This window comes from Myxococcus sp. SDU36, assembly GCF_030168875.1.
Lineage (GTDB): Bacteria > Myxococcota > Myxococcia > Myxococcales > Myxococcaceae > Myxococcus > Myxococcus vastator.
Map to the genome: position 1 here is coordinate 5,639,584 of NZ_CP077414.1, position 26,520 is coordinate 5,666,103.

The 26,520-nt window shown below is 70.4% G+C and carries 17 protein-coding genes; 6 read left to right on the forward strand and 11 right to left on the reverse strand.

The window, feature by feature from the left end; translation table 11 throughout:
• Window positions 1-68: 68 nt before the first annotated feature.
• Entirely contained in the window at window positions 69-839 is a 771-nt protein-coding gene (locus KGD87_RS22595) for a hypothetical protein (RefSeq protein WP_284662478.1), read from the reverse strand.
• A complete protein-coding gene (locus tag KGD87_RS22600; RefSeq protein ID WP_284662479.1) occupies window positions 836-1,834 on the reverse strand; it encodes a site-2 protease family protein in 999 nt (332 codons plus the stop codon). The genes KGD87_RS22595 and KGD87_RS22600 overlap by 4 nt, the downstream gene beginning before the upstream one ends.
• A 210-nt stretch (window positions 1,835-2,044) precedes the next feature.
• On the opposite strand from KGD87_RS22600, the gene KGD87_RS22605 reads away from it, so the two are divergent.
• The 3 genes from KGD87_RS22605 to KGD87_RS22615 all read left to right on the forward strand — a co-directional run bounded on the left by KGD87_RS22605 (window position 2,045) and on the right by KGD87_RS22615 (window position 4,037).
• Complete coding sequence (locus KGD87_RS22605) at window positions 2,045-2,392, forward strand: hypothetical protein (RefSeq protein ID WP_163781778.1); 348 nt, start codon at window positions 2,045-2,047, stop codon at window positions 2,390-2,392.
• A 78-nt stretch (window positions 2,393-2,470) separates the two neighbouring features.
• Complete coding sequence (locus tag KGD87_RS22610; protein ID WP_284662480.1) at window positions 2,471-3,274, forward strand: hypothetical protein; 804 nt, start codon at window positions 2,471-2,473, stop codon at window positions 3,272-3,274.
• Between the two features lie 46 nt (window positions 3,275-3,320).
• A complete protein-coding gene (locus KGD87_RS22615) occupies window positions 3,321-4,037 on the forward strand; it encodes an HAD family hydrolase (protein ID WP_284662481.1) in 717 nt (238 codons plus the stop codon).
• 58 nt (window positions 4,038-4,095) lie between these two features.
• On the opposite strand, the gene KGD87_RS22620 is transcribed toward KGD87_RS22615, so the two are convergent.
• Complete coding sequence (locus KGD87_RS22620; protein WP_284662483.1) at window positions 4,096-4,563, reverse strand: transcriptional regulator; 468 nt, start codon at window positions 4,561-4,563, stop codon at window positions 4,096-4,098.
• A 247-nt stretch (window positions 4,564-4,810) separates the two neighbouring features.
• On the opposite strand from KGD87_RS22620, the gene KGD87_RS22625 reads away from it, so the two are divergent.
• A complete protein-coding gene (locus tag KGD87_RS22625) occupies window positions 4,811-5,806 on the forward strand; it encodes a lipid kinase (protein ID WP_284662484.1) in 996 nt (331 codons plus the stop codon).
• Window positions 5,807-5,885: 79 nt separating this feature from the next.
• Window positions 5,886-8,732, forward strand: a complete 2,847-nt coding sequence (locus KGD87_RS22630) for a carboxypeptidase regulatory-like domain-containing protein (protein ID WP_284662486.1) — start codon at window positions 5,886-5,888, stop codon at window positions 8,730-8,732.
• 6 nt (window positions 8,733-8,738) lie between these two features.
• On the opposite strand, the gene hrcA is transcribed toward KGD87_RS22630, so the two are convergent.
• Window positions 8,739-9,770, reverse strand: coding sequence for a heat-inducible transcriptional repressor HrcA (gene hrcA / locus KGD87_RS22635; protein WP_163786006.1), 1,032 nt, complete (start codon window positions 9,768-9,770; stop codon window positions 8,739-8,741).
• A gap of 234 nt (window positions 9,771-10,004) precedes the next feature.
• Between hrcA and yedA the strand changes: the two genes are divergently transcribed.
• A complete protein-coding gene (yedA, locus tag KGD87_RS22640) occupies window positions 10,005-10,988 on the forward strand; it encodes a drug/metabolite exporter YedA (RefSeq protein ID WP_284662489.1) in 984 nt (327 codons plus the stop codon).
• Between the two features lie 3 nt (window positions 10,989-10,991).
• Here yedA and KGD87_RS22645 read toward each other — a convergent pair whose 3' ends face one another.
• The 7 genes from KGD87_RS22645 to KGD87_RS22675 form a co-directional block, all read right to left on the reverse strand.
• Window positions 10,992-11,897: an NADP-dependent oxidoreductase gene (locus KGD87_RS22645; RefSeq protein WP_284662490.1), complete on the reverse strand. Its 906-nt coding sequence runs from the start codon at window positions 11,895-11,897 to the stop codon at window positions 10,992-10,994.
• Between the two features lie 124 nt (window positions 11,898-12,021).
• Window positions 12,022-13,920: an Ig-like domain-containing protein gene (locus tag KGD87_RS22650; protein ID WP_284662492.1), complete on the reverse strand. Its 1,899-nt coding sequence runs from the start codon at window positions 13,918-13,920 to the stop codon at window positions 12,022-12,024.
• A gap of 65 nt (window positions 13,921-13,985) precedes the next feature.
• The gene (locus KGD87_RS22655; RefSeq protein ID WP_284662494.1) at window positions 13,986-15,512 is read right to left on the reverse strand and encodes a caspase family protein; all 1,527 of its coding nucleotides are present in this window, start codon (window positions 15,510-15,512) and stop codon (window positions 13,986-13,988) included.
• Window positions 15,509-16,228, reverse strand: coding sequence for a hypothetical protein (locus tag KGD87_RS22660; protein ID WP_284662495.1), 720 nt, complete (start codon window positions 16,226-16,228; stop codon window positions 15,509-15,511). The genes KGD87_RS22655 and KGD87_RS22660 overlap by 4 nt, the downstream gene beginning before the upstream one ends.
• Window positions 16,225-16,725 (reverse strand): sigma-70 family RNA polymerase sigma factor, encoded by a 501-nt coding sequence (locus KGD87_RS22665; protein WP_176415620.1) that lies wholly within the window; start codon window positions 16,723-16,725, stop codon window positions 16,225-16,227. The genes KGD87_RS22660 and KGD87_RS22665 overlap by 4 nt, the downstream gene beginning before the upstream one ends.
• Window positions 16,726-16,810: 85 nt before the next feature.
• Complete coding sequence (locus KGD87_RS22670; RefSeq protein ID WP_284662497.1) at window positions 16,811-18,793, reverse strand: hybrid sensor histidine kinase/response regulator; 1,983 nt, start codon at window positions 18,791-18,793, stop codon at window positions 16,811-16,813.
• Window positions 18,794-18,915: 122 nt separating this feature from the next.
• Window positions 18,916-26,334, reverse strand: a complete 7,419-nt coding sequence (locus KGD87_RS22675) for a HAMP domain-containing protein (RefSeq protein ID WP_284662499.1) — start codon at window positions 26,332-26,334, stop codon at window positions 18,916-18,918.
• Window positions 26,335-26,520 lie beyond the last annotated feature (186 nt).

A 26,520-nucleotide genomic window follows, 5' to 3' on the forward strand; every position in this document is an offset into this window, starting at 1 on the left:
TGGCTGCCTGCCCCCTGGCCAGCAAGTCGCACCGCCCTCGGCGGCACGGCGCCCGGACAGCCCGGCGCTCAGTACCCCGCGCTCAGCGTGCGCAGGTGCTGGAAGACGAGCACCGCCAGCACCAGCACCACGATGAAGCCCACCCCCACCGCCAACGTCTTCAGCCGGCGGGAGACGTCGGGGGTTCCTACCAAATCCGTTGATGACGGCACCACCAGGGTGGCCCGGCGCACCACCTCATCGCGGCCCCGCCGCGCGACGGCGTCGTCAGGCACATGCGCCAGGCGGATCCGGTACAGCCGCCCCACCATGGCCAGCTCGCCCCGCCCCACCGCCAACGTCATCAGCCGGTCATGGGCGTCCCAGTCCTCCCAGCGCGCCGCCAGCGTCCGCCACGCTTCCGCCAGCACGTCCGACAGGGGCTGCTCCTCGGGCTGGTAGTTGACGTAGACGAGCCCGCACTGCGGGCAGGACAGCGCCTCCTCAAGCCAAGGCGCGACGCACTTGGGACAGACGCCTGGGGGCGGCTCGAAGAGCGCGTCGTCCGTCAGCGGCGCCGGCTCCGAACGCACCACCCGCAGGGCCGGCGTCACCGGCGCGGCGGCGCTCCAGCTCTCAGAGGGAGGGACCACCGGAACCGACGGCACCGGAACCGACGGCACTGACGCCGACCCCGCGGCGGGAGCAGCCCGCACCTCCGTTCGCGGCGCGGTGGTGGCGGGCGGGCCCACGCGGCTGTCCGCGCCGCAGCGGCCACACGTCACCACGAGCCCGCCGGCCTCTGTCCGGTAGGTCTCCAGCGGCACGAGCCGCTCACACGCGTCACACTGGAACTTCATGTCATCACCTGGCGCAGGGGAATGGGCATGGCGCAGCCGATGAGTGCCAGCAGGCACAGCGCGCAGATCCACTTCCGCAGCGGACTGAGCGGTGCTTGGGGTTCCACCACCTCCGGATGGCCGAAGCCTACCAGCTTGCTCGTCACCAGCAGCCATAAGCCCCAGGACGCGGTGACGAAAAGGGTGAGGACCAACAACACCAACGCCACCGCGCGGCCCACCCAGTGCGCGCGCCGCCCCCACAGCGCATAGGCCAGGTGCCCGCCGTCGAGCTGCCCCACGGGCATCAGGTTCAGCAGCGTGACGAGCAGCCCGAACCAGCCGGCGATGACCACCGGATGGACAAACACGTCCTTGCCCTCCGGAAGCGGCCCCAGGGCCAGGCGCGTGAGGCCCTGCATCAACAGGCTGTCCCCGAAGAGCGTCTGCACGCCGTTGAAAGGCGCCTCCGGCGCGGGCGGCGCGTTGGTGACGCGGTCCATCACCCAGGTGAAGACGTCCCGGCCAATGGCCCACAACGAGCCGTCTCCCGGGAAGGTGGTGGACGGGAGGTCCGGCGCATCCACCACGGTGGAGTGGGCCAGTCCCCAGAAGAGGATGGGCAGGGCCACCACCAACCCCGCGAGCGGCCCCGCCGCGCCAATGTCCACCAGGGCGTTGCGGTTCGGGATGCGGTCGCGAATGCGGATGACGGCGCCCAGCGTACCCACGCCGAGCACCGGCAGCGGGATGAAATATGGCAGGGAGGTCTCCACCCGGTGCCAGCGCGCCAACAGGTAGTGCCCCATCTCGTGGGTCCCCAGGATGGCCAGCAGCGACAGGCTGAAGGACAACGCGCGGAAGGCCGCTTCGGGGGACACCTCTCCCAACGAGTAGGGCCGCTGGAAATGGAAGTAGAGCAGGTACGACGTGAAGGTGGTCCCCACCGTCAGCACCAGGAGCAACAGGTGCACCCAGTAGCGCGGCGCGGGGCGGGCAGCGGAGACGGTGTCCATGAAGGGAGCCTCAAGGTTGGCTAGCAAGGGGAGGTGTGCATTGCAACGCGCTGCCGCCCAACCGCACTGACACCGAGTGTCTCGGACGGACCTTGACATGGAGTCGACATCTGCTACGACCCCGCCCGCTTGAAGGTTTCAAGACAACGGCCGGTCGCTCTCCAAGGCGTCCGGCCGCCACACAAGCATCCAATTCAAGAGGGGAAGATCATGAAGAAGCTTGTCCTGTCCGCCGTCGCCGCCAGCAGCATGGTTGCCTGCACCAGCGTTGAGAGCGCCGTTGTCTCCGGCACGGAGATCGCCTCCAACGGTGAGGCCGTCGCCGTTGTCCAGGCCAACGCCCTGGGCCTGACCGCCATCTTCCACATCGTCGACATCGTCCAGAGCGACCTCGACACCGTCATCAACAAGCTGCTCATCGCCGAGGCCAAGGCCATGGGCGCCTCCAAGGTGGAGCTGCTGACCGCGGGCACCACGCCCCGCCACGGCATCTACGCGCTGACGGGCACCATCATCGGCGTGACCAGCTCCGGCGCCGTAGGCGTGGCGGTCAAGTAGTCCACACCGCGCAAGCCGCGCGGTTGATGCGGAAGGCCCCCTGGCGACAGGCGGGCCTTCTTGCTTTTGTGCCCTCCCATGCGTGAACGCCTCCTCCTGCTCTGTGCCCTGACGGCCCTCACCGGCTGCCCCAAGAAGGGCGGCGATGACGCGGCCACGCTGCTGCCCGAAGTGAAAGCCGGGCTCGCCGCCCGCGAGGCGAAGCTGAAGAGCTACCGCATCGCCGGCGCCGTCCAGGACGCCGGGCTGGAGCCGGTGACGTTCACCTTCGAATACCGCGCGCCGCGGCGCCTGCGGGGCACGCTGGGCCCGCCCGCCTCGCGCACCTTCGCGTGGGACGGCACGCACTTCTTCCAGCAGTTCGACGGGGAGAAGCGCTTCAGCACCTTCACCTCGGAGCTGCCGCCCGCGAAGCTCGCCGGCTTCCTGTCGGAGACGTTCCACCCCTTCATGCCCGAAGGCTTCCGCACGCCGCTCCTGCTGAGCCACGCGACGGTCCGCCGCGCCACGCACCCGCTGGCGCCGCAGGCGGTGGAGCTGGTGCAGAAGCTGGAGGGTGACGCCGCGGGCCTGGAGATGGTCTACGTGCTGCGCTGGCCCCAGCTGGACTTCCTGGGCCGGCGCACCGGCGCACCGGACGGCGCCACGGCCGAGGAGCGCGTGGAGGAGGAGCACTGCGACGCGGCCCTGTCGCTGTGCGTGCCCAGGCGCCTTGGCCGGTGGCAGGGAGGCAAGCGCGTGGGTGAGACGGTGCTCACGCGCGTGGAGCTGAACGCGGCCCTGCCCAACGACGGCTTCACCCTCACCGCCCCCGAAGGCTACGACGTACAGACGCGGACACTGGTGGAGCCCGCCCCCGCCACCCAGCCCACGGACGGTTGACCGCCACCCTCGGCATCCCCACCTTCGGGGCCGAGGGACAAGGCACATGGTGGAAAACGTCATTTTCGACGTGGATGGAACCCTGGTGGATTCGGTGGACGAGCACGCCGAGGCATGGCGGCGCGCCTTCCTTCACTTCGGCCGGGACATCCCGTTCGCGCACGTGCGCAGCCAGATTGGCAAGGGCTCCGACCAGCTCATCCCCGTCTTCTTCAACGACGAGGAAGTGGCGCGCTTCGGCAAGGAGCTGGACGAATACCGCGGCAAGCTGTTCCTGGACGAGTTCCTGCCGAAGGTGCGCCCCTTTCCCCGGGTGCGGGAGCTCTTCCAGCGGCTGCGCGCGGGCGGCCTCCGCATCGTGCTGGCCTCCAGCGCGAAGGAGCCGGAGCTGAAGCACTACGTGAAGCTGTGCGGCATCGAAGGCCTGTTCGAATCGAAGACGAGCGCGGACGAGGTCGACAAGAGCAAGCCCCACCCGGACATCTTCGAGGCCGCCCTGGCGCGGCTGGGCAAGCCTTCCGCGGACGTGACGGTCGTCGTGGGCGACACGCCCTATGACGCGCTCGCCGCCAACCAGTTGAGCCTGCCCACCGTGGGCGTGCTCGCTGGCGGCTTCCCTCCGGATGACCTGCGCTCCGCGGGCTGTCGCACGCTGGTGAAGGACCCGGCGGACCTGCTCGCGCGCTACGAGGCGTCCCGGCGCGAGTGGCCCTGGAACGAGTCCGACACCAGCCAGGTGGCCAAGGACGACGAGCGGCGCTGAAGCCCGCGCCCCCGCCCTTCCCCACCCCCTGCAAGGGGGATGGGGAAGCGGCGGCGCGCTAGCTGCGGGTGCGGCCGCGCGAGCCGCGGCTGCCAGTCCCACGCCGCGTGCCGCTCCGGGACTTGGCGGCGGGCCGCTTCGCGGTGGTGGCGCGCCGGGCCGCGGTGCCCTTGGCGGCGGTGGACTTGGAACCCGAACGCGTGGCCCGCACAGCGGGCTTGCGCGTGCGGCCCGTGGCGGCGGTGGCGCGGCGGCGGGTGCCGGCGCGCTTCGCGGCGGTGGCCTTGCCTCCCTTGCGGCCCGCCTTGCGCGCGTTCTTCCGCGCCAGGGGACGGCTGCGCGCGACCTTGGCCTTGCTGCCCGAGCCGCCCTTCTTCATCCCACCGCCCGTGAGCTTGTTCACGGTGGCCCAGGCCCGGGCCTCGGCCGTCTCATCGGAAGCGCCGCGCTTCTCGTAGCCCTCTTCAATGTGTTCGGCCATCCGCTTCTGCTTCGGCGTGTACTTCGCCTTGCTTCCTCGTGCCATGCGACTTGCTCTCCAGGCCTGACTGACACCTGCATGGGGCCAGCTCCAGCGCAGAGGTGGGCAGCCACCCACCCATCCGGAAGCGCGCAGCCGGATGGACCTGTTCAACCGGCGACGCACGCATGCACGCCCACATGGCACCCGACACCGGGAATGCACCGGGGCACGGGGCGACTCGAAAGGAGGATGCGCGCACGCGCCGCCTCGCGCCCCGCTGGCGGGACGCATCGAGCGTGCACAGATTGGCGTGCGACACGAAAGAGGAGGCACCCTGGAACCCGCCCTCATCAAGCCCCCATGCAGGCCCGTCCTGGATGACGGCCCCGCGGTGTTGGTGGTGAACACGCGCTCACGCTCAGGGCGTGAGGCCTTCGAGGCCGCCCGGGAAACGCTCGTGGCACGGGGCGTCTCCATCGTCGAATGCCACGCGCTGTCCCGGGCGAGCCGGCTGGACGCGGTGGTGGGGCGGATGGTGGCGCTGGGCACCCGCCGCCTCATCGTGGGAGGAGGCGACGGCACCCTGAGCCGCGCGGTGGCCCAGCTGCTGGGCCGCGACGTGACGCTGGGCGTCCTCCCGCTGGGCACTGGCAATGACTTCGCGCGCTCGCTGGGAATCCCGGCCGACATCGAAGCCGCCTGTGACGTCATCGCCCAGGGCTACACGGCCCGCGTGGACGTGGGCCTGGCCAATGGGCGCCCCTTCCTCAACGCGGCCAGCCTGGGGCTGGCCACCGGCATCGCCAGGCGGCTGACGAAGCGGCTGAAGCAGCGCGCGGGCAAGCTGGCCTACCCCGTGGCGGCCGCCGCGGAGATGAAGGACCTGCGGCCCTTCCACATCCGGCTGAAGGCGGATGACCAGGAGCTGGCGCTGGACGTGCTGCAGCTGGTGGTGGGCAACGGCCTCTACCATGGCGCCGGCAACATGGTGGCGCCCGATGCCCGGCTGGATGACCGGCGGCTGAACGTCTACGCCATCGCCGCGCCCTCCGCCGCGTCGGGGAACGAAGGCACCGGCCTGGGGCAGCTCCAGGACATCGCCACGCTGATGCGCGTGGCCCTGTCCCTGCGCTCGGGCGAGCACGTGGAGCACCCCGCCGTCACCGCCCTGCGCGCCGCGCGGCTCTACGTGGAGGCCGACCCCGTCCAGGAGGTGAACGCGGACGGCGAGCTCGTGGGCAAGACGCCCATGCGCTTCGAGGTGGCCCCCGCGGCCCTGCGCGTCTACGCACCCGCGCCCTCCTGAAGTTTCGGTTCACCGCCAGGCTGGCCTACACTGTAGGCCGCCGCGACGGCGCCGGCCGGACGCGGGGGAGGCCGAGCCCGTGCGCCATCGAATCCCCTTCTTGATTGCCTCGTGCCTGGCCATCGCGGCCGTGCTGCTGCTGTGGTTCCGCATGCCCATCCCCGCGGCCCCCGCCGCGCGCCCGGAGCCCGCGGCGTTGAGCGCGCCAGCGGCCGTCACCAACGGCGCCCCGTCCCGCGCCAGCGCGCCGCCCACCCCGGGGTTGGAGATGGCCCCCGGCGCCGAGCTGGGCGCCTTCGTGGTGCGCGTGGTGGACGCCCAGGGCCCCGTGACGGGGGCGCGCGTGCGGGCCTACCTGCGCGTGGGCGCGGACGGCACCGGGGCCACGCCATGGCGCCGCGCGGGCGACAGCACCACGGCGGAGGGCGGCGTGCTGCGCCTGCCCGCCGCGCCCGGCGACTACCTGCTGTCCGCGCATGCGCCGGGCCACGGCCCCGTGCGGCTGGAGGCCACCCGGCCGCTCGGCGAGGCGGAGACGGCCGTCGAGCTGCGCCTGCCCGACGGCGTGACGCTGAGCGGGCGCACCGTGGCGGAGGGGCACGAGGAGCCGGTGCCGCTCGCCGCGCTGACGCTGCGGCCCTACCCCGGGACGCCCACGGCCTGGGCGGCCCCCACCGGCTTGCCGGAAGAAGCGGCGGAGACGACGAGCGACGCCCAGGGCCGCTTCGCCTTCACGCAGCTGGCGCCCGGACGCTACGAGCTCACCGCCGAGGCGCCGGGCTTCAGCCGCCGCACCTTGCGCCTGCTCCAGGTGCCGCGGGCCGCTGAAGTCGTCGTGGGGCTCTGGGGCGCGAGCACCCTGGAGGGCTTCGTCGTCGACGCGAAGGGCCAGCCCGTCGCGGACGCGGAGGTGATGGCGGCGGGAGCCACCGCGCCGGTGCGCGTCACCACCGGGGACGGTGGCGGCTTCGCGCTGGAGGTCAACGCGGGGACATGGGTCGTGTCCGCGCGCCGAGGAGACCGGCTGGGCCGCGTGCCGGGGCCGCTGTCCGTCGCGCCGGGCGAGACGCTGCGCGGGCTCGTGGTGACGCTGGGCGCGGCCAGTGGCCTGACGGGCACCGTGTCCACGGTGGAGGGCGCGCCGGTGCGCGGGGCCGTCCTGGTGGCGTCTCCCGCGGGCGGCCAGGGCGAGCTGGGCCGGGCCGCGTCCAAGGATGACGGCGGGTGGCGGATGGACGCGCCTCCCGGCGAATACGACGTGACGGTGCGCGCGGCGGGGATGACGGGCCGCGTGTTCGAAGCGGTGGTGGTGAACCCGGGCGGCCACACGCCCCTGGACGTGCGGCTGGAGCCCGCGACGGCGGCGCTGGAGGGCCTGGTGGTGGACGCGGAGGGGCGGCCGCTGGAAGGCGCGCAGGTGCGTGCCGAGCCGGAGTCCTTCTCTGGCGTGGCGCACACGGCCCTCACCGACGCCGAGGGCGCCTGGAGGCTGGAGGGGCTGGAAGCAGGGCCCACCTCCGTGCGCGCGCGGCGCGAGGGCTCGCGGCGATGGACGTCCCGCATGGAGACGCTGAAGGCCGGGGTCATCACCCGCGTGGACTTCACCCTGGCCGACTCCGGCTCCGTGTGGGGGCAGGTGACGCGCGCGTCGGGCGGGCCGCTGACCGAGCCCGCGCTGGTCCACGCCGTGCCTCGGGGCGGCTCGAGCACGGCCTCCACGGAGACGGACGCGCAGGGCCAGTTCCAGTTGGAATTGCCCGCGGGCGTGTACCAATTGGTCGCGCTGCGCCACCAGACGCCCGCCATCTACTTCCACATGGAGAGCGACCCGTTCGTGACGGTGCCTTCGGGCGGCGCCGTGCGGCAGGACCTGCTGTTGAAGGAGGACCCGGTGTTGTCCGGCGTCGTGCTGGAGCCCTCCGGGGTGCCCAGCCCGCTGGCCATCGTGGCCGCCATCCAGGGCGGGGACTTCCCCATGACGCGCAAGGAGCGCGCGGACGAGGCGGGCCAGTTCGCCCTGCCGCCGCGCCCCCAGGGCGCCAGTCCCCTGGAGCTGGTGGCCCACAACGCGGGGCGCGTGGGGCGCCTGTCCGCCGCGCACGAGGACCAGGCCCCGCTCACCGTGCGGCTGGAGCCCGCGGCCACCCTGCGCGGGCGCGTGGTGGCGGGCAGCGGCGCGGCGCCGGAGGGCTTCGTCCTGGAGCTGCTCGAGGCCGACGGTGAGGCCCTGCCCTGGGCCGGCGCCTGGCCCACCACGCGGCGCTTCACCGGCGGCACCTTCCTGCTGCCGGACGCGCCCGCCCAGGCGCTGAAGGTGACGGTGCGCACCGAGGACGGCCGCACGGGCGAAGCCCAGGTGACGCTGCGGCCTGGCGGCACGTCGGACGTGGAGGTGCCGCTCACCGGCGGCGTGTCATCCATCTCCGGGCGCGCGGTGTGGAGCCGGGGTGGCGGCCCCGCGCCGGGGGTGGCGGTGTTCCTCGACAAGGCCGTGGGCGGGCGCCCGGAGGCCTTCACCGGACAGGACGGACGCTTCCGCCTGAGCGACGTGCGTCCGGGCATCCACACCGTGCGGCTGCTGCCGCCGGAGGGCCGCGTGGAGACGCGCACCGTGAAGGTGGCGGAGGCGGAGGCCACGGACGTCGGTGACGTCACAGTGTCCCCGCGCCGGGCTACGCCGGGCACGCTGGGCGCGGGCTTCAGCGAGGACCGGGGCCACGTCGCCTTCGCGTGGCTGACGCCGGACGGGCCCGCGGCGCGCGCGGGCGTCAACGTGGGGGACCGGCTGGTGGCGGTGGATGGCCAGGTGGTGCGCGACAGCACGGAGGCGGAGTCCCGCACCCGGGGCGCGCCCGGCACGCCCGTGCGGCTCCACGTCCGGCGCGCGACTGGCGAGCAGGAGGTGCTCGTCACCCGCGCGGAGTGAGGCCCGCTACACCTTGTCCAGCACGCGCGACAGCACCTGCGCGGTGAAGTTCACCAGCGGAATCACGCGCCGGTAGTCCATGCGCGTGGGGCCGATGACGCCCACCGTGCCCAACACCTGCTCCTGGTTGCCGTAGGGGCTGGCGATGACGGTGACGTCGCCGGCCGCGGAGAAGTCGCTCTCCGCGCCGATGAAAATCTGCATCTCGTTGGCCACCTGCACGCGGTCCAACAGCGACAGCAGCTTGTGCTTCTCGTCCAGGGCCTTGAAGAGCGCGCGCATGCGCTCCACGTCCGCGAACTCCGGCTGCTCGAAGAAGGAGCCCGTGCCCTGGATGTGCATCCGCTCCGTGGACGCCAGGTCCGTGGCCGCCGCGCCCAGCTTCAGCGCCTTGGCCGTCAGCGCGTTGTAGAGCGCCTGCTCCTGGTCCATCTCCGCGCGGATGCGCTCGCGCGCCGACTCCAGCGGCACCTCCCGCAGCAGCTCCGACAAGTAGTTGCTCGCCTTGAGCAATTCGTCGGAGGTGATGGGGAACTCCACCGTAATCGCCTTGTTGTGCACCTGGCCGCTCTGCCCCACCAGGATGGCGAGCACCCGGTCCTCGCGCAGCCGGACGAACTCGATGCGCCGGAACACCGCCGACTCCGGCCGCGGCGCCACCACCACGCCCGCGTGGCGCGTCAGCGAATGGAGGATGCGGCTGGCCTCGCCCAGCATCTCCGCCAGGTCGGCCTCGTGCGCGAGCCCCGCGTGGATGAGCTCCCTGTCGCGCGGCGTCGGGTCCTTCAGCTTCACCAGCGTGTCCACGTAGAAGCGGTAGCCCTGGTCGGTGGGGACGCGCCCGGCCGAGGTGTGGGGCTTCTCCAGGAAGCCCAGCTCCTCCAGGTCCGCCAGCACGTTGCGCATGGTGGCGGAGGACACCTCGAACCCCGACCTGCGGGTGAGCTGCTGACTGCCTACCGGCCCGCCCGTGGAGATGTACTCCTGGACGACCGCCCGGAGGACTTCCTTCTCACGCTCACCCAGCTCTTCGGACATCCCTGGCGCTCACTCCGGAGCCAACGGTGCGGCGGCACCTCCGCCCTGGCTCCCTGGGAAAGTGTAAGGAAGCGGCCCCGGGCATTCAATCCAGGAGCCGCCCTGTTCCTACGGGCGGCCCGGCGCGACATTCCCGACGCCAAGATTCCAGCCAGCCGGACGGCCGCCCCGACGCACGAGCGCGGTGCCCGTCACTGTACTTCCCCCGAATGGGCCCGGCTGTGAGGTATGGCAATGCCCACATGGCCGGCGAAATTCGCCAGCGATACAAGCCGCGCCGTGCTCGCCTCGCGTGCCGCGTCCCTCCCTGTTTCACAGCCAGCCCCCGTCAGTCTGCCCTCCGGAGACGTCCTCCCCGGTGGCGCCCAGCGCGGGTGGCTCATCGCCAGCCTCCTGTCCCTCTACGTTATTTGGGGCTCCACCTATCTGGCCATCCGGTGGGCGCTGGAAGGCGGCCTGCCGCCGTTCCAGATGTCAGGCGTGCGCTTCGTGCTCGCCGGCGCCCTGCTCTTCGCGGTGCTGTGGCTGCGCGGGGCGCCCGTGCCCACGGCGCGCCAGTGGGGCGCCAGCGCGGTGGTGGGCCTGCTGCTGCTGGGGGTGGGCAATGGCGGGCTCGTCTTCGCGCAGCAGTCGGTGCCGTCGGGGGTGGCGGCGCTGGTGGTGGGGAGCTTGCCCCTGTGGACGGCGCTCTTCGGCGGGCTCTTCGGCCAGTGGCCGGGGCGCGCGGAGCGCTGGGGGCTGGCCGTCGGCTTCGGCGGCGTCGTCCTGCTCAACCTGGGCAGGGATTTGGGCGGCGGCGTCCTGCCGACGCTGGCGCTGCTGGTGTCTCCCATGAGCTGGGCGCTGGGCTCGGTGTGGAGCCGCCGGCTGCCCATGCCGCGAGGGTTGATGTCCACCGCGGCGCAGATGCTGTGTGGCGGCGCCGTGATGCTGGGCTTCAGCCTGCTCATTGGGGAGCGCCCCACGGCCATGCCCCCGCCCCGGGCGGTGGCCGCGTTCTTCTACCTCGTCGTCTTCGGCTCGCTGGTGGGCTACAGCGCCTATGGCTACCTGCTGCGCAACGCGCGCGCGTCGCTGGCCACCAGCTACGCCTACGTCAACCCGGTGCTGGCGGTGCTCCTGGGCGGGCTGCTGGCGGGTGAGACGATGACGCCCACGGCCTGGCTGGCCATGGGCGCCATCCTGGGCGCGGTGGTGCTGCTGACGCGCAAACAGTGACGCTCAGTTGACGAGCAGCACCTTGCCCACGCCGCCCTGCTCCGCGAGCTTCTGCGCTTCCTTCACCTGCTCCAGCGGGAAGCGCTTGCTGACGGGGATGACCAGGTCGCCCTTCGCCACGGCCTGCCCCAGTTGCGTCAGGCGGCGCGAGTCCGGGTGCGCGAGGATGGCGCGCACGGTGAGCTGGCGCCCCTTGGCTTCCGGCGGCTCACCCACGACGCTGCCCAGGGTGCCCCCGGGCTTCACCTTCTCCAGGATGCGGGCCACCACCTGCCCGCCCACGGTGTCCGCCACCGCGTCCAGCATGGGCAGCTTCGCGAACTCGTCCTCGACGTCGAGCGCGAAGATGCCGTCCACGCCCAGCTTCTGCGCCTCCGCCTTCTGGCTGGCGCGCACGCCGGCCAGCACCTTCGCGCCCTTCGCCTTCGCCGCGAAGACGGCGGCGCGGCCCACCGCCCCCATGGCGCCGATGACGAGCACCGTGTCCCCCTTCTTGGGGTTCACCGCCTCTTCCATCAACTGCACGCCGGTGAGCGTGACCAGGGGGAGCGCGGCGGCGTCCTTCAGGTCCATGGACTCGGGGACCTTCGCCCAGGCCTCCACGGGCGCGACGACCTTCTCCGCGTAGCCGGCGTTCACCACGCCCATGACGCGGTCGCCCGGCTTGAAGTCGTTGACGCCCGGGCCCACCTCGATGACCTCACCGGCCACGTCTCGCCCCAGGATGGTGGGGAACTGCACGGGCATCATCGCCTTCATGTCCCCGCGTCGAATCTTCCAGTCCACGGGGTTGATGCCCGCGGCGATGACGCGGACCTTCACCTCGCCCGGCCCCACCTTCGGCTCGGGCATGTCTTGAATGGCGAGCGCGTCCACGTCTCCATAGGACTTGAGCACCACGGCTTTCATACGGGCCTCCCAACGCGAATGAGCTGACGTCGCGCGAAGGGTAGGCACCCGGGGAGGCCGGCAACCGCGGCGCCTGCTCGGCCCTGCCTCCCCCGGGGAGGAGGCCCCGTCCCCGTCAGCCCACTTACTCGTTCAGTTGGACAAGCGTCACCCTGTCGGACCCGTGCAACGAATTGTAGTTGGAGATCGCAACCACCGGCTTTCCGGACCTCCCTACCGCCAACGTCGAAGGAGACACGGAGCCATCCGAGGAGACGTGGTCCGTCGCATACGAGCCCCGCCGGTGCCAGTACATGTAGACGCCGAAGTCCGAACCGCTGCTGTAACCCCCAGAGCTCACGGCAAACGTCACCATGATGTGCCCGTTGCCATCCACCGCGACAGCAGGCCAGCGGCGCTCCCGCGCACGGACGTAGGGCCCCGTGGCCATCACGACACGGAGGTCCCACGCCGAACCCACCCATTCAGCCACGACCACCTTCCGGTGGTAACCCAAGAAGTCGGCTTCAGCCCAGACCGCCACGGGCCGCCCATCCGGCAACGTGGCCAGCGCGGGCTCGGTCGCCTGCTCCCGCAGACTGTCCTGGGTTTCGTGGAGAAGCCGCCCTCCCCTTGCCTCCCAAGCCGAACCATTCCAATAGCGGACGTACAGCCCCGCGCCAACGGCCGAGGACTCGGCCTCCGCCCAGGCCAGAAAGACGCCCCCGGAGCCATCCACGCTCAACGCGGGCGCATATGCCGAGACGGTGGCCCCCGGCCCCGTGCCCACCCGCTGAACGTCTCCCAATCGCAGCCACACTCCACCTTCCCAGCGGTGGACATGAACTCCATCCGCGGCGCTCCAGGCCACGATGGGGCGCCCTTCGCTGTCGACAGCGAGCGCGGCGCCCAGCAACGCCGCGGCATCGGGCGCGTTCACTCGCGCGCCCAGCGGCGCCCAGGTGTCCACCGACCATTGAACGACGTGGAGCGCGGGGTTGGCCTCCGCGGCATCACGCTGGAGGAACGCCATCACCCGACGCCCCTCCGAGCCCAGCGCGAGGCGAGGATGAGAGACGATGGCCTCCGGAGAGGCCCCTGGCGCGATGACCGGGGCACCGACCTCCTGCCAGGCACCGTCTTCAAAGCGCCCCACGACGATGCCCGCCGCGCGCACAGCCTCGTCAAGCGGCGCGCTGCCGAGCGCATCGGCGAGCGCGGCCACCGGCGTCCCATCCGGTTCCACGACCAGTGCCAGCCGGTCCGCCACCGAGGCGGGGCCATCCCTCCCTGATGACGGCCACTGCGACCAGTGAGGAGACTCTTGATGGAAGAGGTCGACCTCCCAGGTCCAGTCGACTTGCCCTACAGGAAGCCCATTGTGTACGGCGTGGTTTCCCGCCCGGTCCCTGACGTTCCACAGCGGCACGGAAGCCGAGCCCGTTGACGGCAGCACCTCTGGCTTGTCTATCTGCGCATGCAGCGTCAAGCGGTCCTCGGACAACGACATACGCGGGGACAGGGTTCGGCCCCCAATCTGGACACTGGCCGTAGGGCCTTCGCCCTGAGTGAACCAGATGGCCTCCGAGAAGGTCACCGCCAAGGTCGTCGTGCGGCCCACGCGGAGGCCGCTCATGGGCGACCGGCTCCAGACGCTGGGACCCGTGCGGTCGACCGTCACGGAATGCTTCGTGCTCAGGAGGGAGTGCCCCTTCCATTGCGTTCGAGCCTGAAGCTGATGCACGCCCTCCGGCAGCTGGGTTGTGTCCCAATCGAACTTGAAAGGCGGCAGCAGCGTGGCCAGGAGCGAGCCATTCACGAAGACCTCCACTATCTCTGGCGTGCCCCCGTGCGCTCGCACCGTGACGGGGAGGACTCCGTTCGCGTACTCCATTTCCGGTGCGTTGTTGATTTGCAGGCGCAGAGCGTCGCTTGGGGAAGGGCCGCCCGGCTGTCCATCTGAGATTTCACCGCAGCCAGACATGGCCAGCGCCGCGATGAGAAGCGTGGCGAGCGCCGGGGGCACGACGGAAGAGCGAGGCATCGAATCTCCTGACAGGAATGTGCCTCTTTGGACACGCGAACCGACGCGGACGGGAACCTGGCCTCTCAAAAACTCCAGCCCAGCCCGGCCCCCGCGCTCGCGAGCGGCCGTAGCACGTTGCCCTCGGGCAGCGGCATCACCGCGCCGCCCAGGCCCCCCGTGACGACCAGCGACACATCCGCTCCACCCACCCAAACGGAAGCGCTCACGCCGCCGTAGGTCGCCACGCCCCGTCTGGAGGTGCCCCCATCGTCCTGGAGGAAGAACAGCGCGCCCAACTCGGGGCCGAGCACCAGCGCCCCCACTTCGCCGTGGAACCGGCGCCCCATTCCCAGCCGCAGGGACCACTCCGTCTGGCGGATACCTCGGCTCACCGCGGACGTGCTGGCGCGCCCGGCGAACGTCCCCCAGACCACGTCCAGCAGCCCCGGCTCGATGGGGGCTTTGAGCATGGCGGTGAGGTGCCCCCCCATGCCCACGCCGAAGTTGCTGGCGGTCCGCGTCAAGAAGGAGCCCCCCAGGTGGACCGCGCCCCGCCAGCCCGTGGGGCCCTTCTCCTGCATCGCCACCAACGCGCCCTGGCGGAGCAGCGGCTCGTCCACCAGCACGTGCCCTTGCTCGGGCACCGCGACGCGCAGCTCCAGCCACGCGTCCTCTCGCCGCGAACGCAGGCGGTAGCCCCCAGGCGGCAGGGCCAGCATCACCGGACCGCTGCCCTTGGAGAACACGCCCATCACCATGCCGTCCTGCTCCGAGGCCACCACCCACTCGCCCGGCTCGGGCACGGTGATGAGCAGCCTGCTGGGCGCGAGCACGGGCTCGGTGAGCACCAGCTCCCCCTGCCCCTTCAAATCGAAGTGGAAGTTCGGGTGCTGCGTCCCCGCGCGGGTCAGCAGCGTGGACTCCACCGTGCGCCCGTACGCGTAGGCATAGGACTCCTGAAGTGTCACGCGCCCATCCCGGTTCAGGTCCCCCGCCCCGCGCAGTCCCGCCAGCAGGTGGTGCGTGAAGAACGAGCCCTGGAGGTCATCGGCCTCCTGCGAGGCTTCGTCCGCGCTGGACGAAGTGACGATGACGCGCCCCTTGATGGCGGGCGCGGACCACTGCACCAGCCGCTCCTCCACCGGCTCCAGGCCCTTGATGCGGGTGGCCGCGCCAGAGCGGCACGAGTCGATGAACATCACCGCCACCCCCACCGGGGACGCCTCCATGAACGCCACCAGGTCCTTCACCGGCAGGCGCGTCCCGGAGAGGTGCAGCGCCTCACCGTCGGCGTGGCTCGACACGTAGACGAGGAGCTGGTCGCCTGGCGTGGCGTCACGCGCCATGCGTTCGCGCAGCGTCCCGAGCGCCGCCTTCACCTGGCTGGCATCCGCGCCCAGGACGACCTGGGCATCCTCCGGGAGGAGGCCCCCCGCGTCCCGGAACAGGGTGAACATGCGGCGCGCGTCCGCGTCCGCGAAGCGCAGGGGCTCGTCGGAGGCCAGCCCCCGGTTGGCGCCGATGAGCAACGCATAGCGCCTGGGCGGCGGAGCCTCCTCGGCGGGAGCCTGCGACAACAGCGCGGCGGTCAACAGCGAGAGCAGCATCATGGGCTGGAGCTCACGGGGACGGCGAGACGGTAGTGGTGCGCCGCGCCTTCGAGCCGCGCGGGAGGCTGGCAATCCAAAGACACCTTGAGGGCAGCGCAGGCGGCGGCGCGAATCGCCAGGGCCGCGCGGCCCGGCTCGGCCGGCAGCGGCGCGTCCGAAAAGAACGCATCCAGCACGAAGTCACCGGGCGTGACGATGAACGTAGGCGGCATCACCAGCGTCGCCGGGTCTCCCGACTGCGTGCCCCGCGCGGGCCACAGGAGCGACACCTTGCCCGCCGCGTCCGTGGCGAACACCAACGCATACCGGTAGGGCGCCGGCTTCAGCGAGAGCGTCACCACATCCCCGGGCGACAGCGGCGCATCCACGGCGCCGTCCGACTGCCTCACCACGGACACGAAGGGACCGCCCTTGACGCGGACGCCTTCCGGCGGCTCCCGCAGCACCACCACCGACGCCAGCCCCAAGGCCAGGGCCAGTGGAGCCGCCCACCGCCACGCCCCGAGGAACCCACGCGCGGGGGCAGGTGCGGCACGCTGCGCCAGCACCCGTGTCCGCGTCCACGCGAACTCAGGCGCCACACGCGCCGTGCCCGCCGCCTCGCGCAGCCGCGCCAGCTTCGCCTGACACTGCGCACACGCCGCGAGATGCGCGGGCGGGGGGGCGTCTTCCACGACCAGCTCATCCAGCGCGAGCCTCGACAGGTGCCCGCTCATGGCCGGGGCTCCAGCGCCAGCTCCCGCGCGCGAACGCGGACCTTCTCCAGTTCGCGCCCCACCGTCTTGCGCGACAGGCCCACCACCTCCACGATTTCCTCCTGGGTGAGCGCGTCCACGAAGTGGAGCGTCGCAATCTGGAGGGCCCGGTCATCCAGCTCGCGAGCCAGCACCCGCAGCAGGTTGCGCGCCTCCACCTCCTGCGGGTCCTCGCCAGCCTCCTCCGCTTCGGAGGGTGCCTGGGCGGGGACGTCCTTCAACGCCCGGCTCCGCAGCATGTTGAGGCAGACATGGGTGGTGACCCGGAAGATGTAGGTCATGGGGCGTGCCTCCGCGCGAAACGCCCCACCCGCCTGGAGGAGCCGGCAGAAGACCTCCTGCACCGCGTCCCAGGCGTCCGAATCGCGGCCGAGCAGGGTCCTGGCCCTCCCGTGGACGGTGGGCGCGTACTTTTCATAGAGGTCGGCGAGCTCCGAGGCGCCTAGTCCCCGGGCCATTTTCTCTCCACGCTCCATTGGACACGCGACCGTGCCAGCGTGGGAACGCGCCCCCCAGAAAAAACGCCGCGCCCCCCGGGAGGCGTCAGTTCGGGGAGCGTGTCACCGCGTCCGGGGGCACGGCGACGGCGGGCGCCTCCGTCTCGCGCGGCAGCCAGACGTGGAAGGTAGAGCCCTCCCCCGCCACGCCCGGGGACTCCACCCAGATGCGGCCGCCGTGCTGCTCCACGATGCCCTGGCTGATGGTGAGCCCCAGGCCCAGACCGCCGTACTTGCTGCCGTGCGCGCGGCCGAAGCGCTCGAAGATGAGCGCCTGCTTCTCCTTGGGGATGCCCACGCCGGTGTCCGTCACCGACAGGTGGACGCCCTCGTCGCGCTCACCCTGCACCCGCACCCACACGGGCCCGCCCTCCGGCGAGTAGCGCAGGGCGTTGGACAGCAGGTTCGTCAGCACCTGGTCCAGCCGGCCCCGGTCCCACGTCCCCTCCAACTGCTCCGACGCCTCGACGTGGATTTCATGGCCTTGCGACAGCACCGCCATGCGGTCCCGCGTCTCCTGCACCAGGTGGCTCAGGTCGAACCGCTCCAGCTCCAGCGACAAGCGCCCCGCCTGGAGCCGGCTGATGTCCAGCAGGTCCTCCACCAGCTTGGCCATCCGGTCGATTTGCCGGTTGATGATTTTGAGCGACTTGCCCGGCCCTGACTCCGTCTCGCCGCCCAGCTTCAGCAGCGCCAGGTGCGCGTGGCCCTTGGCCGCGGCCAGCGGCGTGCGCAGCTCATGGCTGGCCGCCGCGAGGAAGGAGTCCTTCGCCTCGCTGGCCAGCCGCAGCGCCGTCTCCGCCCGCTGCCGCTCGGTGATGTCGCGCGCCACGGAGATGAAGCGCCCCGGGCCGCCGTCCGCCGCCACGTACTGGAGCACCACCTCCACCGGCACCTCCGAACCATCCCGCCGGCGGTGGCTGGTGGAGTACGTCTGGCTGGGCAACGTGCCACTCACCAGCGGCGCCAGCAGCTTGCGGAAGCCGGCCTCGTCGAAGGCGCCCTCCACCTCCAGCACCGACAGGCCCACCAGCTCCTCGGTGCTGCTGGCCAGCTGCTTGGCCGCGCCCGCGTTGGCGTAGGTGAGCGTCAGCGAGTCCGGGGAGAACATGAGGACGCAGTCCAGCGTCGCATCCAGCGTCGCCTTGAAGCGCCCCTGCGCCTCCTCCGCCCGGCGCTTGTCGTCGATGTCCGTGGCCACGGCAATCCAGCCGGCCAGCAGGCCATTCTCGTCCCGCTCCGGCACCGCGCGCGCCAGGTGCCAGCGGTACACGCCGTCGAAGCGGCGCAGGCGGAACTCGCGCTCCACGCGCTGCCCCATGCGGATGGCCTGCACCCATGCGGCGCGCATGGCCTCGCGGTCCGCCGCGTGGACGAACTCCAGGAAGGTGTTGAGCGACAGCGGCTGGTCCGCCTGGATGCCGGTGTAGTCCCGCGCGGCGCGGTTGGCGTAGGTGAAGCTGCCGTCCGAGCGCGCCGCCCACATCACCTCCGGCAAGGACTCCGTGAGCCGCAGGTGGCGCAGCTCGCTCTGCCGCTCCATCGCCTCGCGCTCGCGCTGCCGCAGGAGCACCGCCTGCCGCTGAAGCTGCTGCTCCTTGAGGAACAGGTCCACGAAGACGCTGACCTTGGAGCGGAGGATTTCCGGGTCGAACGGCTTGAGCAGGTAGTCCACCGCGCCGTGCGCGTAGCCCTTGAAGACGTGGGCCGCGTCGCGGCTGAGCGCGGTGAGGAAGATGATGGGGATGGTGCGCGTGCGCTCGCGCTGCTTGATGAGCGTGGTCGTCTGGAAGCCGTCCAGCCCCGGCATCTGGACGTCCATCAGGATGACGGCGAAGTCGCGCTGGAGCAGGAACTTGAGCGCCTCCTCACCGCTGGTGGCCTTCACCAGCTCCTGCCCGAGCGGCTCGAGGATGGCCTCGAGCGCGAGCAGGTTGGATGGATGGTCATCCACCATCAGGATGCTCGCCCGGGGCTGGGAGGGCCTTCCCTGGTTGCGGTCCGCGGAGATGTGTTCGCTAGGCGTCATTGAAGTCGGCGGATGAATCTGCCCCGGTCCTGCCTTTTCTCAAGGTGGAAGAGGCTAGGCGTCCCCTCGACCGGACCCAAGCCCGGAAGAGGAGCGCCGTACGGTAAACATCACTCAGTGAATCAAGCCGTCACCCACAGACGGATGAGCTCCAGGAGCTTGTCGGTGTCCACCGGCTTGGGCAGGTAGTCACTCGCGCCGGCCGCCATGCACTTCTCCCGGTCGTCCTTCAGCGCCTTGGCCGTCACCGCGATGATGGGGAGGCTGGAGTACTTGAGGTCCTTGCGGATGGCCCGCATGGTCTCATAGCCGTCCATCTCCGGCATCATCACGTCCATGAGGACGATGTCGACATCGCGGTGCTGCTCGAGCGTCTCAATGGCCGCGCGCCCGTTCTCCGCGAACACCACCTGCATGCCGTGGTTCTCCAGCACGCTGGTGAGCGCGAAGATGTTGCGCATGTCGTCATCCACCACCAGGACCTTCCTGGCGGACAGCTCCGCGTCCTTGTCGTTGCGCTGCGCCAGGGCGGCCCGGGCGCGCGGCGGCAGGTTCTGGTCCAACCGGTGGAGGAACAGCGCCGTATCGCTGAGCAGCTGCTCCGGGCTCTTCGTCCCGCTCTTGAGGATGACGCTGCCGGTGTAGCGGCGCAGCCGGGCCTCGTCCTTGGGCGTCAGCTCCTTGCCGGTGTAGATGACGATGGGCAGGTCGCGGAAGCGGTTCTGCGTCTTGACCTCCTCCACCAGCCGGATGCCGTCGGTGTCGGGCAGCATCAGGTCGATGACGACGCAGTCGAACTCGCCGGTCTCCAGGCTCTGGAGCACCTCCTCACCGGTGGCCACGGCCGTCACCACCACGTCGCCGCCCTCGCTGAGCAGCGTCACCAGGCTGTCGCGCTGGACGTCGTCGTCCTCCACCAGCAGCAGCCGGCGCTCCTTGCGCTCCAGGAAGCTGGCCAGCTGGTTGAACACCCGCTCCAGGCCCTCCTTGCTGACAGGCTTGGTGAGGTAACCGAAGGCGCCCTGCGAGTTGCCCTGGTTCTTGTCCATGACGCTGATGACGTGCACGGGGATGTGGCGCGTGCGCGGGCTGCGCTTGAGCCGGTCCAACACGCTCCAGCCGTCCACCACGGGGAGCTGGATGTCCAGGGTGATGGCGTGCGGCTGGAACTCGTTGGCCATGGACAGGCCGGTGTCACCGCGCGTGGCCACCAGGGCCTTGAAGCCCTTCTCCCGCGCCATCTGCACCATGATGCGGGCGAACTTCACGTCGTCCTCGATGAGCAGCAGGACGCGGTCCCCTTCGCGGATGTGGTCGCGGTCATCCTCCACGGCGACGGGCGTCAGCAGCGACTCGATGGGCGGCGGCAGCGCCGCGTCCAGCACGTGGCCGCTGTCCGCCACCGGCGGCGCGACCGGCGGCTCCGGCGTCGGAGGCGGCGGCAGCCGGGGCGGAGGCTCGTACGGGGACGGCATGGACGACAGGCCCTCCTCCTCCGGGCTGATGTACTCGGGCGGCAGGTAGAGGGTGAAGGTGCTGCCGCGGCCGGGCTCGCTGGTCACCTGGATTTCGCCGCCCAGCAGCTTGGCGATTTCGCGGCTGATGGACAGGCCCAGGCCCGTGCCGCCGTACTTGCGCGCGGTGGAGCCGTCCGCCTGCTGGAACGCCTCGAAGATGAGGCGCTGCTTGTCCCGCGCGATGCCGATGCCCGTGTCCGACACCGCGAAGCCGAGCACGTACCGCGAGCGCCGCAGCGTCTCGTGGTCGAAGTGCGTGCCTGCGTCGACCTGCTTCACCTTCAGCTGGACGCTGCCCTCGTCGGTGAACTTGAAGGCGTTGGACAGCAGGTTCTTCAGCACCTGCTGGAGCCGCTGAGGGTCGGTGCGGATGTGGCGCGGCGCGCCGGGCCCCACCTCCACGGTGAAGGACAGGCCCTTCTGCTCCGCGACGGGGATGAAGCTGCGCTCGATGAACTGGTTGAGCTCGGTGAGGACGATGTCCCGCGGCTCCACCTGCATCTTCCCGGCCTCCACCTTGGACAGGTCGAGGATTTCGTTGATGAGGCTGAGCAGGTCTCCGCCGGAGGCGTAGATGGTGTTCGCGTACTCCACCTGCTTGGTGCTGAGGTTGCCGTCCTTGTTGTCCGACAGCAGCTTGGCCAGGATGAGCAGCGAGTTGAGCGGCGTGCGCAGCTCGTGGCTCATGTTGGCCAGGAACTCGCTCTTGTACTTGGAGATGACGGTGAGCTGCTCGGCCTTCTCCTCCAGGCTGACGCGGGCGCGCTCCACCTCGTTGTTCTTCTCCTCCACGCGGCGGTTCTGCTCCTCCAGGAGCGTCGCCTTCTCCTCCAGCTCGATGTTGCTGCGCTTGAGCGCGTCCTGCTGCTGCGTCAGCTCATTGGACTGGCTCTGGAGCTCCTGCGTCAGGTCCTGCGACTGGAGCAGGAGCTGTTCGGTGCGCATGTTGGCGATGATCATGTTCAGCACCACGCCAATGGTCTCCGTGAGCTGGTCCAGGAAGATTTGGTGGATGGCGCTGAACGCGTGGAAGGAGGCCAGCTCGATGACGGCCTTCACCTCGCCCTCGAAGAGGACGGGCAGGACGATGATGTTGAGCGGCGCGGCCTCGCCCAGCCCGGAGGAGATGGTGATGTAGTCCTCCGGCACCTGGGTGAGCAGGATGGTCTTCCGCTCCAGCGCGCACTGGCCGACCAGGCCCTCACCGAAGCGGAACCGGTTGGCGATGTTCTTTCGCTCCCGGTACGCGTAGGTGCTGGTGAGCTTGAGCAGCGGCACGCCCGCCTCGACGCCGTCCACCAGGAAGAAGGCGCCGTGGTGCGCGGAGACCAGCGGCGTCAGCTCGCTCATGATGAGGCGGCTGACGGCGTCCAGGCTCTTCTGGCCCTGCATCATGCCGCTGAACTTCGCCAGGTTCGTCTTGAGCCAGTCCTGCTCCTGGTTCTTCTGCGTCGTCTCACGCAGGTTGACGATCATCTGGTTGATGTTGTCCTTCAGCGCGGCGACCTCGCCCTCCGCCACGACGGTGATGCTGCGCGTGAGGTCCCCCTTCGTCACCGCGGTGGCCACGTCGGAGATGGCGCGCAGCTGGCTCGTCAGGGTGCCGGCGAGCTGGTTCACGTTGTCCGTGAGCTGCCGCCACGTGCCGCGCGCGCCGGGCACGCGGGCCTGGCCGCCCAGCTTCCCTTCGATGCCCACCTCGCGGGCCACCGTCGTCACCTGGTCGGCGAAGGTGCCCAGCGTGTCCGTCATGTTGTTGATGGTCTCCGCCAGCGCGGCGACCTCGCCCTTCGCCTCCACGGCCAGCTTCTGCGTCAGGTCGCCGTTGGCGACGGCCGTCACGACCTTGACGATGCCGCGCACCTGCGTGGTGATGTTGGAGGCCATGAAGTTCACGTTGTCCGTGAGGTCCTTCCACGTCCCCGCCACCCCGGGCACGCGCGCCTGGCCGCCCAGCTTCCCTTCGACGCCCACCTCGCGAGCCACCGTGGACACCTGCTCGGCGAAGGTGCCCAGCGTGTCCGTCATGTTGTTGATGGTCTCCGCCAGCGCGGCGACCTCGCCCTTCGCCTCCACGGCCAGCTTCTGCTTCAAGTCGCCGTTGGCGACGGCCGTCACCACCTTGACGATGCCGCGCACCTGCGTGGTGAGGTTGCGGGCCATGAAGTTCACGTTGTCCGTGAGGTCCTTCCACACGCCGGACACGCCGCGCACCTCCGCCTGACCGCCCAGCTTGCCCTCGGTGCCGACCTCGCGCGCGACGCGCGTCACCTCCGCGGAGAAGCTGTTGAGCTGGTCCACCATGATGTTGATGGTGTCCTTCAGCTCCAGGATTTCGCCCTTGGCGTCGACGGTAATCTTCTTGGACAAATCGCCGTTGGCCACCGCCGTGGTCACCAGCGCGATGTTGCGCACCTGCGCGGTGAGGTTGGAGGCCATGCTGTTCACGTTGTCCGTGAGGTCCTTCCACGTCCCCGCGACGCCGGGCACCGCGGCCTGACCGCCCAGCTTGCCGTCCGTCCCCACCTCCTTCGCGACGCGCGTCACCTCGGCGGCGAAGGCGCGGAGCTGGTCCACCATGGTGTTGATGGTGCTCTTCAGCTCCAGGATTTCGCCCCGGGCCTCCACCGAGATTTTCTGCGACAAATCTCCGTTGGCCACCGCCGTCGTGACTTTGGCGATGTTGCGCACCTGGTCCGTGAGGTTGCCGGCCAGGACATTCACGTTGTCCGTGAGGTCCTTCCAGGTGCCGGCGACGCCGGGCACCGCGGCCTGACCGCCCAGCTTGCCCTCGGTGCCGACCTCCTTCGCGACGCGGGTCACCTCGGAGGCGAAGGCGCGGAGCTGGTCCACCATGGTGTTGATGGTGTTCTTGAGCTCCAGCACCTCGCCCTTCACGGAGACAGTGATTTTCTGGGACAGGTCACCGTTGGCCACCGCCGTCGTGACTTTGGCGATGTTGCGCACCTGGTCCGTGAGGTTGCCGGCCAGGACATTCACGTTGTCCGTGAGGTCCTTCCACACGCCGGACAGGTCCTTCACGTCGGCCTGACCGCCCAGCTTGCCCTCGGTGCCGACCTCCTTCGCGACGCGCGTCACCTCCGCGGCGAAGGCGCGGAGCTGGTCCACCATGGTGTTGATGGTGCTCTTGAGCTCCAGCACCTCGCCCTTGGCGTCGACCGTGATTTTCTTGGACAGGTCGCCGTTGGCGACGGCCGTCGTCACCTCGGCGATGTTGCGCACCTGCGCCGTGAGGTTGTTGGCGAGCAGATTCACATTGTTGGTGAGGTCCTTCCACGTGCCCGCGACGCCCGGCACTTCCGCCTGGGCGCCCAGCTTGCCCTCCACGCCCACCGTGCGCGCCACGTCCGTCACCTGCTGCGCGAAGATGGACAGCGTCTGCGTCATCGCGTTGATGGTGTCCGCGAGCGCGGCAATCTCGCCCTTGGCGTCCAGGGTCAGCTTCTGGTTCAGGTCGCCGTTGGCCACCGCCGTCACCACGCGCACGATGCCGCGCACTTGCGTGGTGAGGTTGACGGCCATGAAGTTCACGTTGTCCGTGAGGTCCTTCCACACGCCAGACACGCCGCGCACTTCCGCCTGACCGCCCAGCTTGCCCTCGGTGCCGACCTCCTTCGCGACGCGTGTCACCTCGGCGGCGAAGCTGTTGAGCTGGTCCACCATGGTGTTGATGGTGCTCTTGAGCTCCAGCACCTCACCCTTGGCGTCGACGGTAATCTTGCGCGACAGGTCGCCCCTGGCGACGGCCGTCGTCACCTCCGCGATGTTGCGGACCTGGTCGGTGAGGTTGTTGGCGAGCAGATTCACGTTGTTGGTGAGGTCCTTCCACGTGCCCGCGACGCCCGGCACCACCGCCTGGGCGCCCAGCTTGCCCTCCACGCCCACCGTGCGCGCCACGTCCGTCACCTGCTGCGCGAAGATGGACAGCGTCTGCGTCATCGCGTTGATGGTGTCCGCCAGCTCGGCCACCTCGCCCTTGGCCTCCATCTTCAGGCGCTGGGTGAGGTCACCGTTGGCGACGGCCGTCACCACCTTGGCGATGCCGCGCACCTGCGTGGTGAGGTTGACGGCCATGACGTTCACGTTGTCCGTGAGGTCCTTCCACGTCCCGGACACGCCGCGCACCTCGGCCTGGCCACCCAGCTTGCCGTGGGTGCCGACCTCGCGCGCCACGCGCGTCACCTCGGAGGCGAAGCTGTTGAGCTGGTCCACCATGGTGTTGATGGTGTTCTTCAGCTCCAGGATTTCGCCGCGCGCGTCCACGGTGATTTTCTTGGACAAATCACCGTTGGCCACCGACGTCGTCACCAGCGCGATGTTGCGCACCTGCGTGGTGAGGTTGGAGGCCATGTAGTTCACGTTGTCCGTGAGGTCCTTCCACACGCCGCCCACGCCCTTCACGTCGGCCTGGCCGCCCAGCTTGCCGTCGGTGCCCACCTCGCGGGCCACGCGCGTCACCTCGGAGGCGAAGGCGCGAAGCTGGTCCACCATGGTGTTGATGGTGTCCTTGAGCTCCAGCACCTCGCCGCGCACGTCGACGGTGATTTTCTTGGACAGGTCGCCCTTGGCGACGGCCGTGGTGACCTCGCCGATGTTGCGCACCTGGGCCGTGAGGTTGCTGGCCATCAGGTTCACGTTGTCCGTGAGGTCCTTCCACGTCCCGGCGGCGCCGGGCACCTGGGCCTGGGCGCCCAGCTTGCCTTCCACGCCCACCGTGCGCGCGACGCTGGTCACCTGCTGCGCGAAGACGTTGAGGGTGTCCGTCATCGCGTTGAGCGTGGCGCCCAGCGCGGCAATCTCCCCCTGCGACGGCACCATCAGCTTCTGGGTGAGGTCGCCGTTGGCGACGGCCGTCACCACCTTCACGATGCCCCGCACCTGGGTGGTGAGGTTGGAGGCCATGAAGTTCACGTTGTCCGTGAGGTCCTTCCACGTGCCGGACACGCCGGGCACCGCGGCCTGACCGCCCAGCTTCCCTTCGGTGCCGACTTCACGCGCCACGCGCGTCACCTCGGAGGCGAAGCCGTTGAGCTGGTCCACCATGGTGTTGATGGTGCTCTTGAGCTCGAAGACCTCGCCGCGCGCGTCCACGGTGATTTTCTTGGACAAGTCGCCGTTGGCGACCGCGGTGGACACCTCGGCGATGTTGCGCACCTGGGCCGTGAGGTTGTTGGCCATCAGGTTCACGTTGTCCGTGAGGTCCTTCCACACGCCGGACACGCCGCGCACCTCGGCCTGACCGCCCAGCTTGCCGTCGCTGCCCACCTCGCGGGCCACGCGCGTCACCTCGGCGGCGAACGAGTTGAGCTGGTCCACCATGGTGTTGACGGTGGTGCCAATGCGGAGGAACTCGCCCTTGACGGGCTGGCCATCAATCTCCAGCGCCATCTTCTGGGTGAGGTCGCCCTGCGCCACGGCCACCAGCACGCGCGCCACCTCCGTGGTGGGCTGCACCAGGTCGCCGATGAGCGAGTTGATGGAGTTGATGCTGTGGGCCCAGTCGCCGCGCACGTCGCCCAGCGACACGCGCTCGCCCATGCGGCCCTCGCGGCCCACCACGCGCTCCACGCGGACCACTTCCTGCGTCAGGGTGGCGTTGAGCGACACCACGGCGTTGAAGGCGCTGGCGATCTCCTCCATCACCGGGTCGGTGGCGCCGCCGGGGAGCCGCACGGTGAAGTCACCGCCGTGCACCGAACGAAGCGCGGCGAGCAGGGGCTGCAGCGGATGGCCCCCACGTCCCTGGCCCCGCGGGCTGGACGCACGCGCGCCACGGCCCCGGGTGTTGCGACGGGCGGGCTTCGGTGCCGCCTCAAGGTCGGCTGGCGAGGTGGTGCGGGGGCGTCCTCGGTCGCCCCTCGCGCGATTGACCGCGGGGCGCTCGGAGGAAGCCACCTCGCGAGCGGGCTCCTCCGGGCGGGAAGTGCCGTTCCCCGAAGGCTTGCGCGCGGAGACACGCTTGCGGCCGTGGGTAGGGGACTGGGGAACCTTGGTGTCGTCCACGCGAGAAACCTCTGATCGGGATGAACGCTGCTGGCTGCGCTGAAGCGGCGCCCGGGCTGGGGTGAATCTCCAGGGAGTTCGCGGGCTTGTCGATTCAATGCAGGCCCCGCGGACCCCTGAGCGTTCACCAATGAACGCGGTGGTTCAGGAGGCCGGACCACCCGTGAAAGGCACGGGACGCCGCGC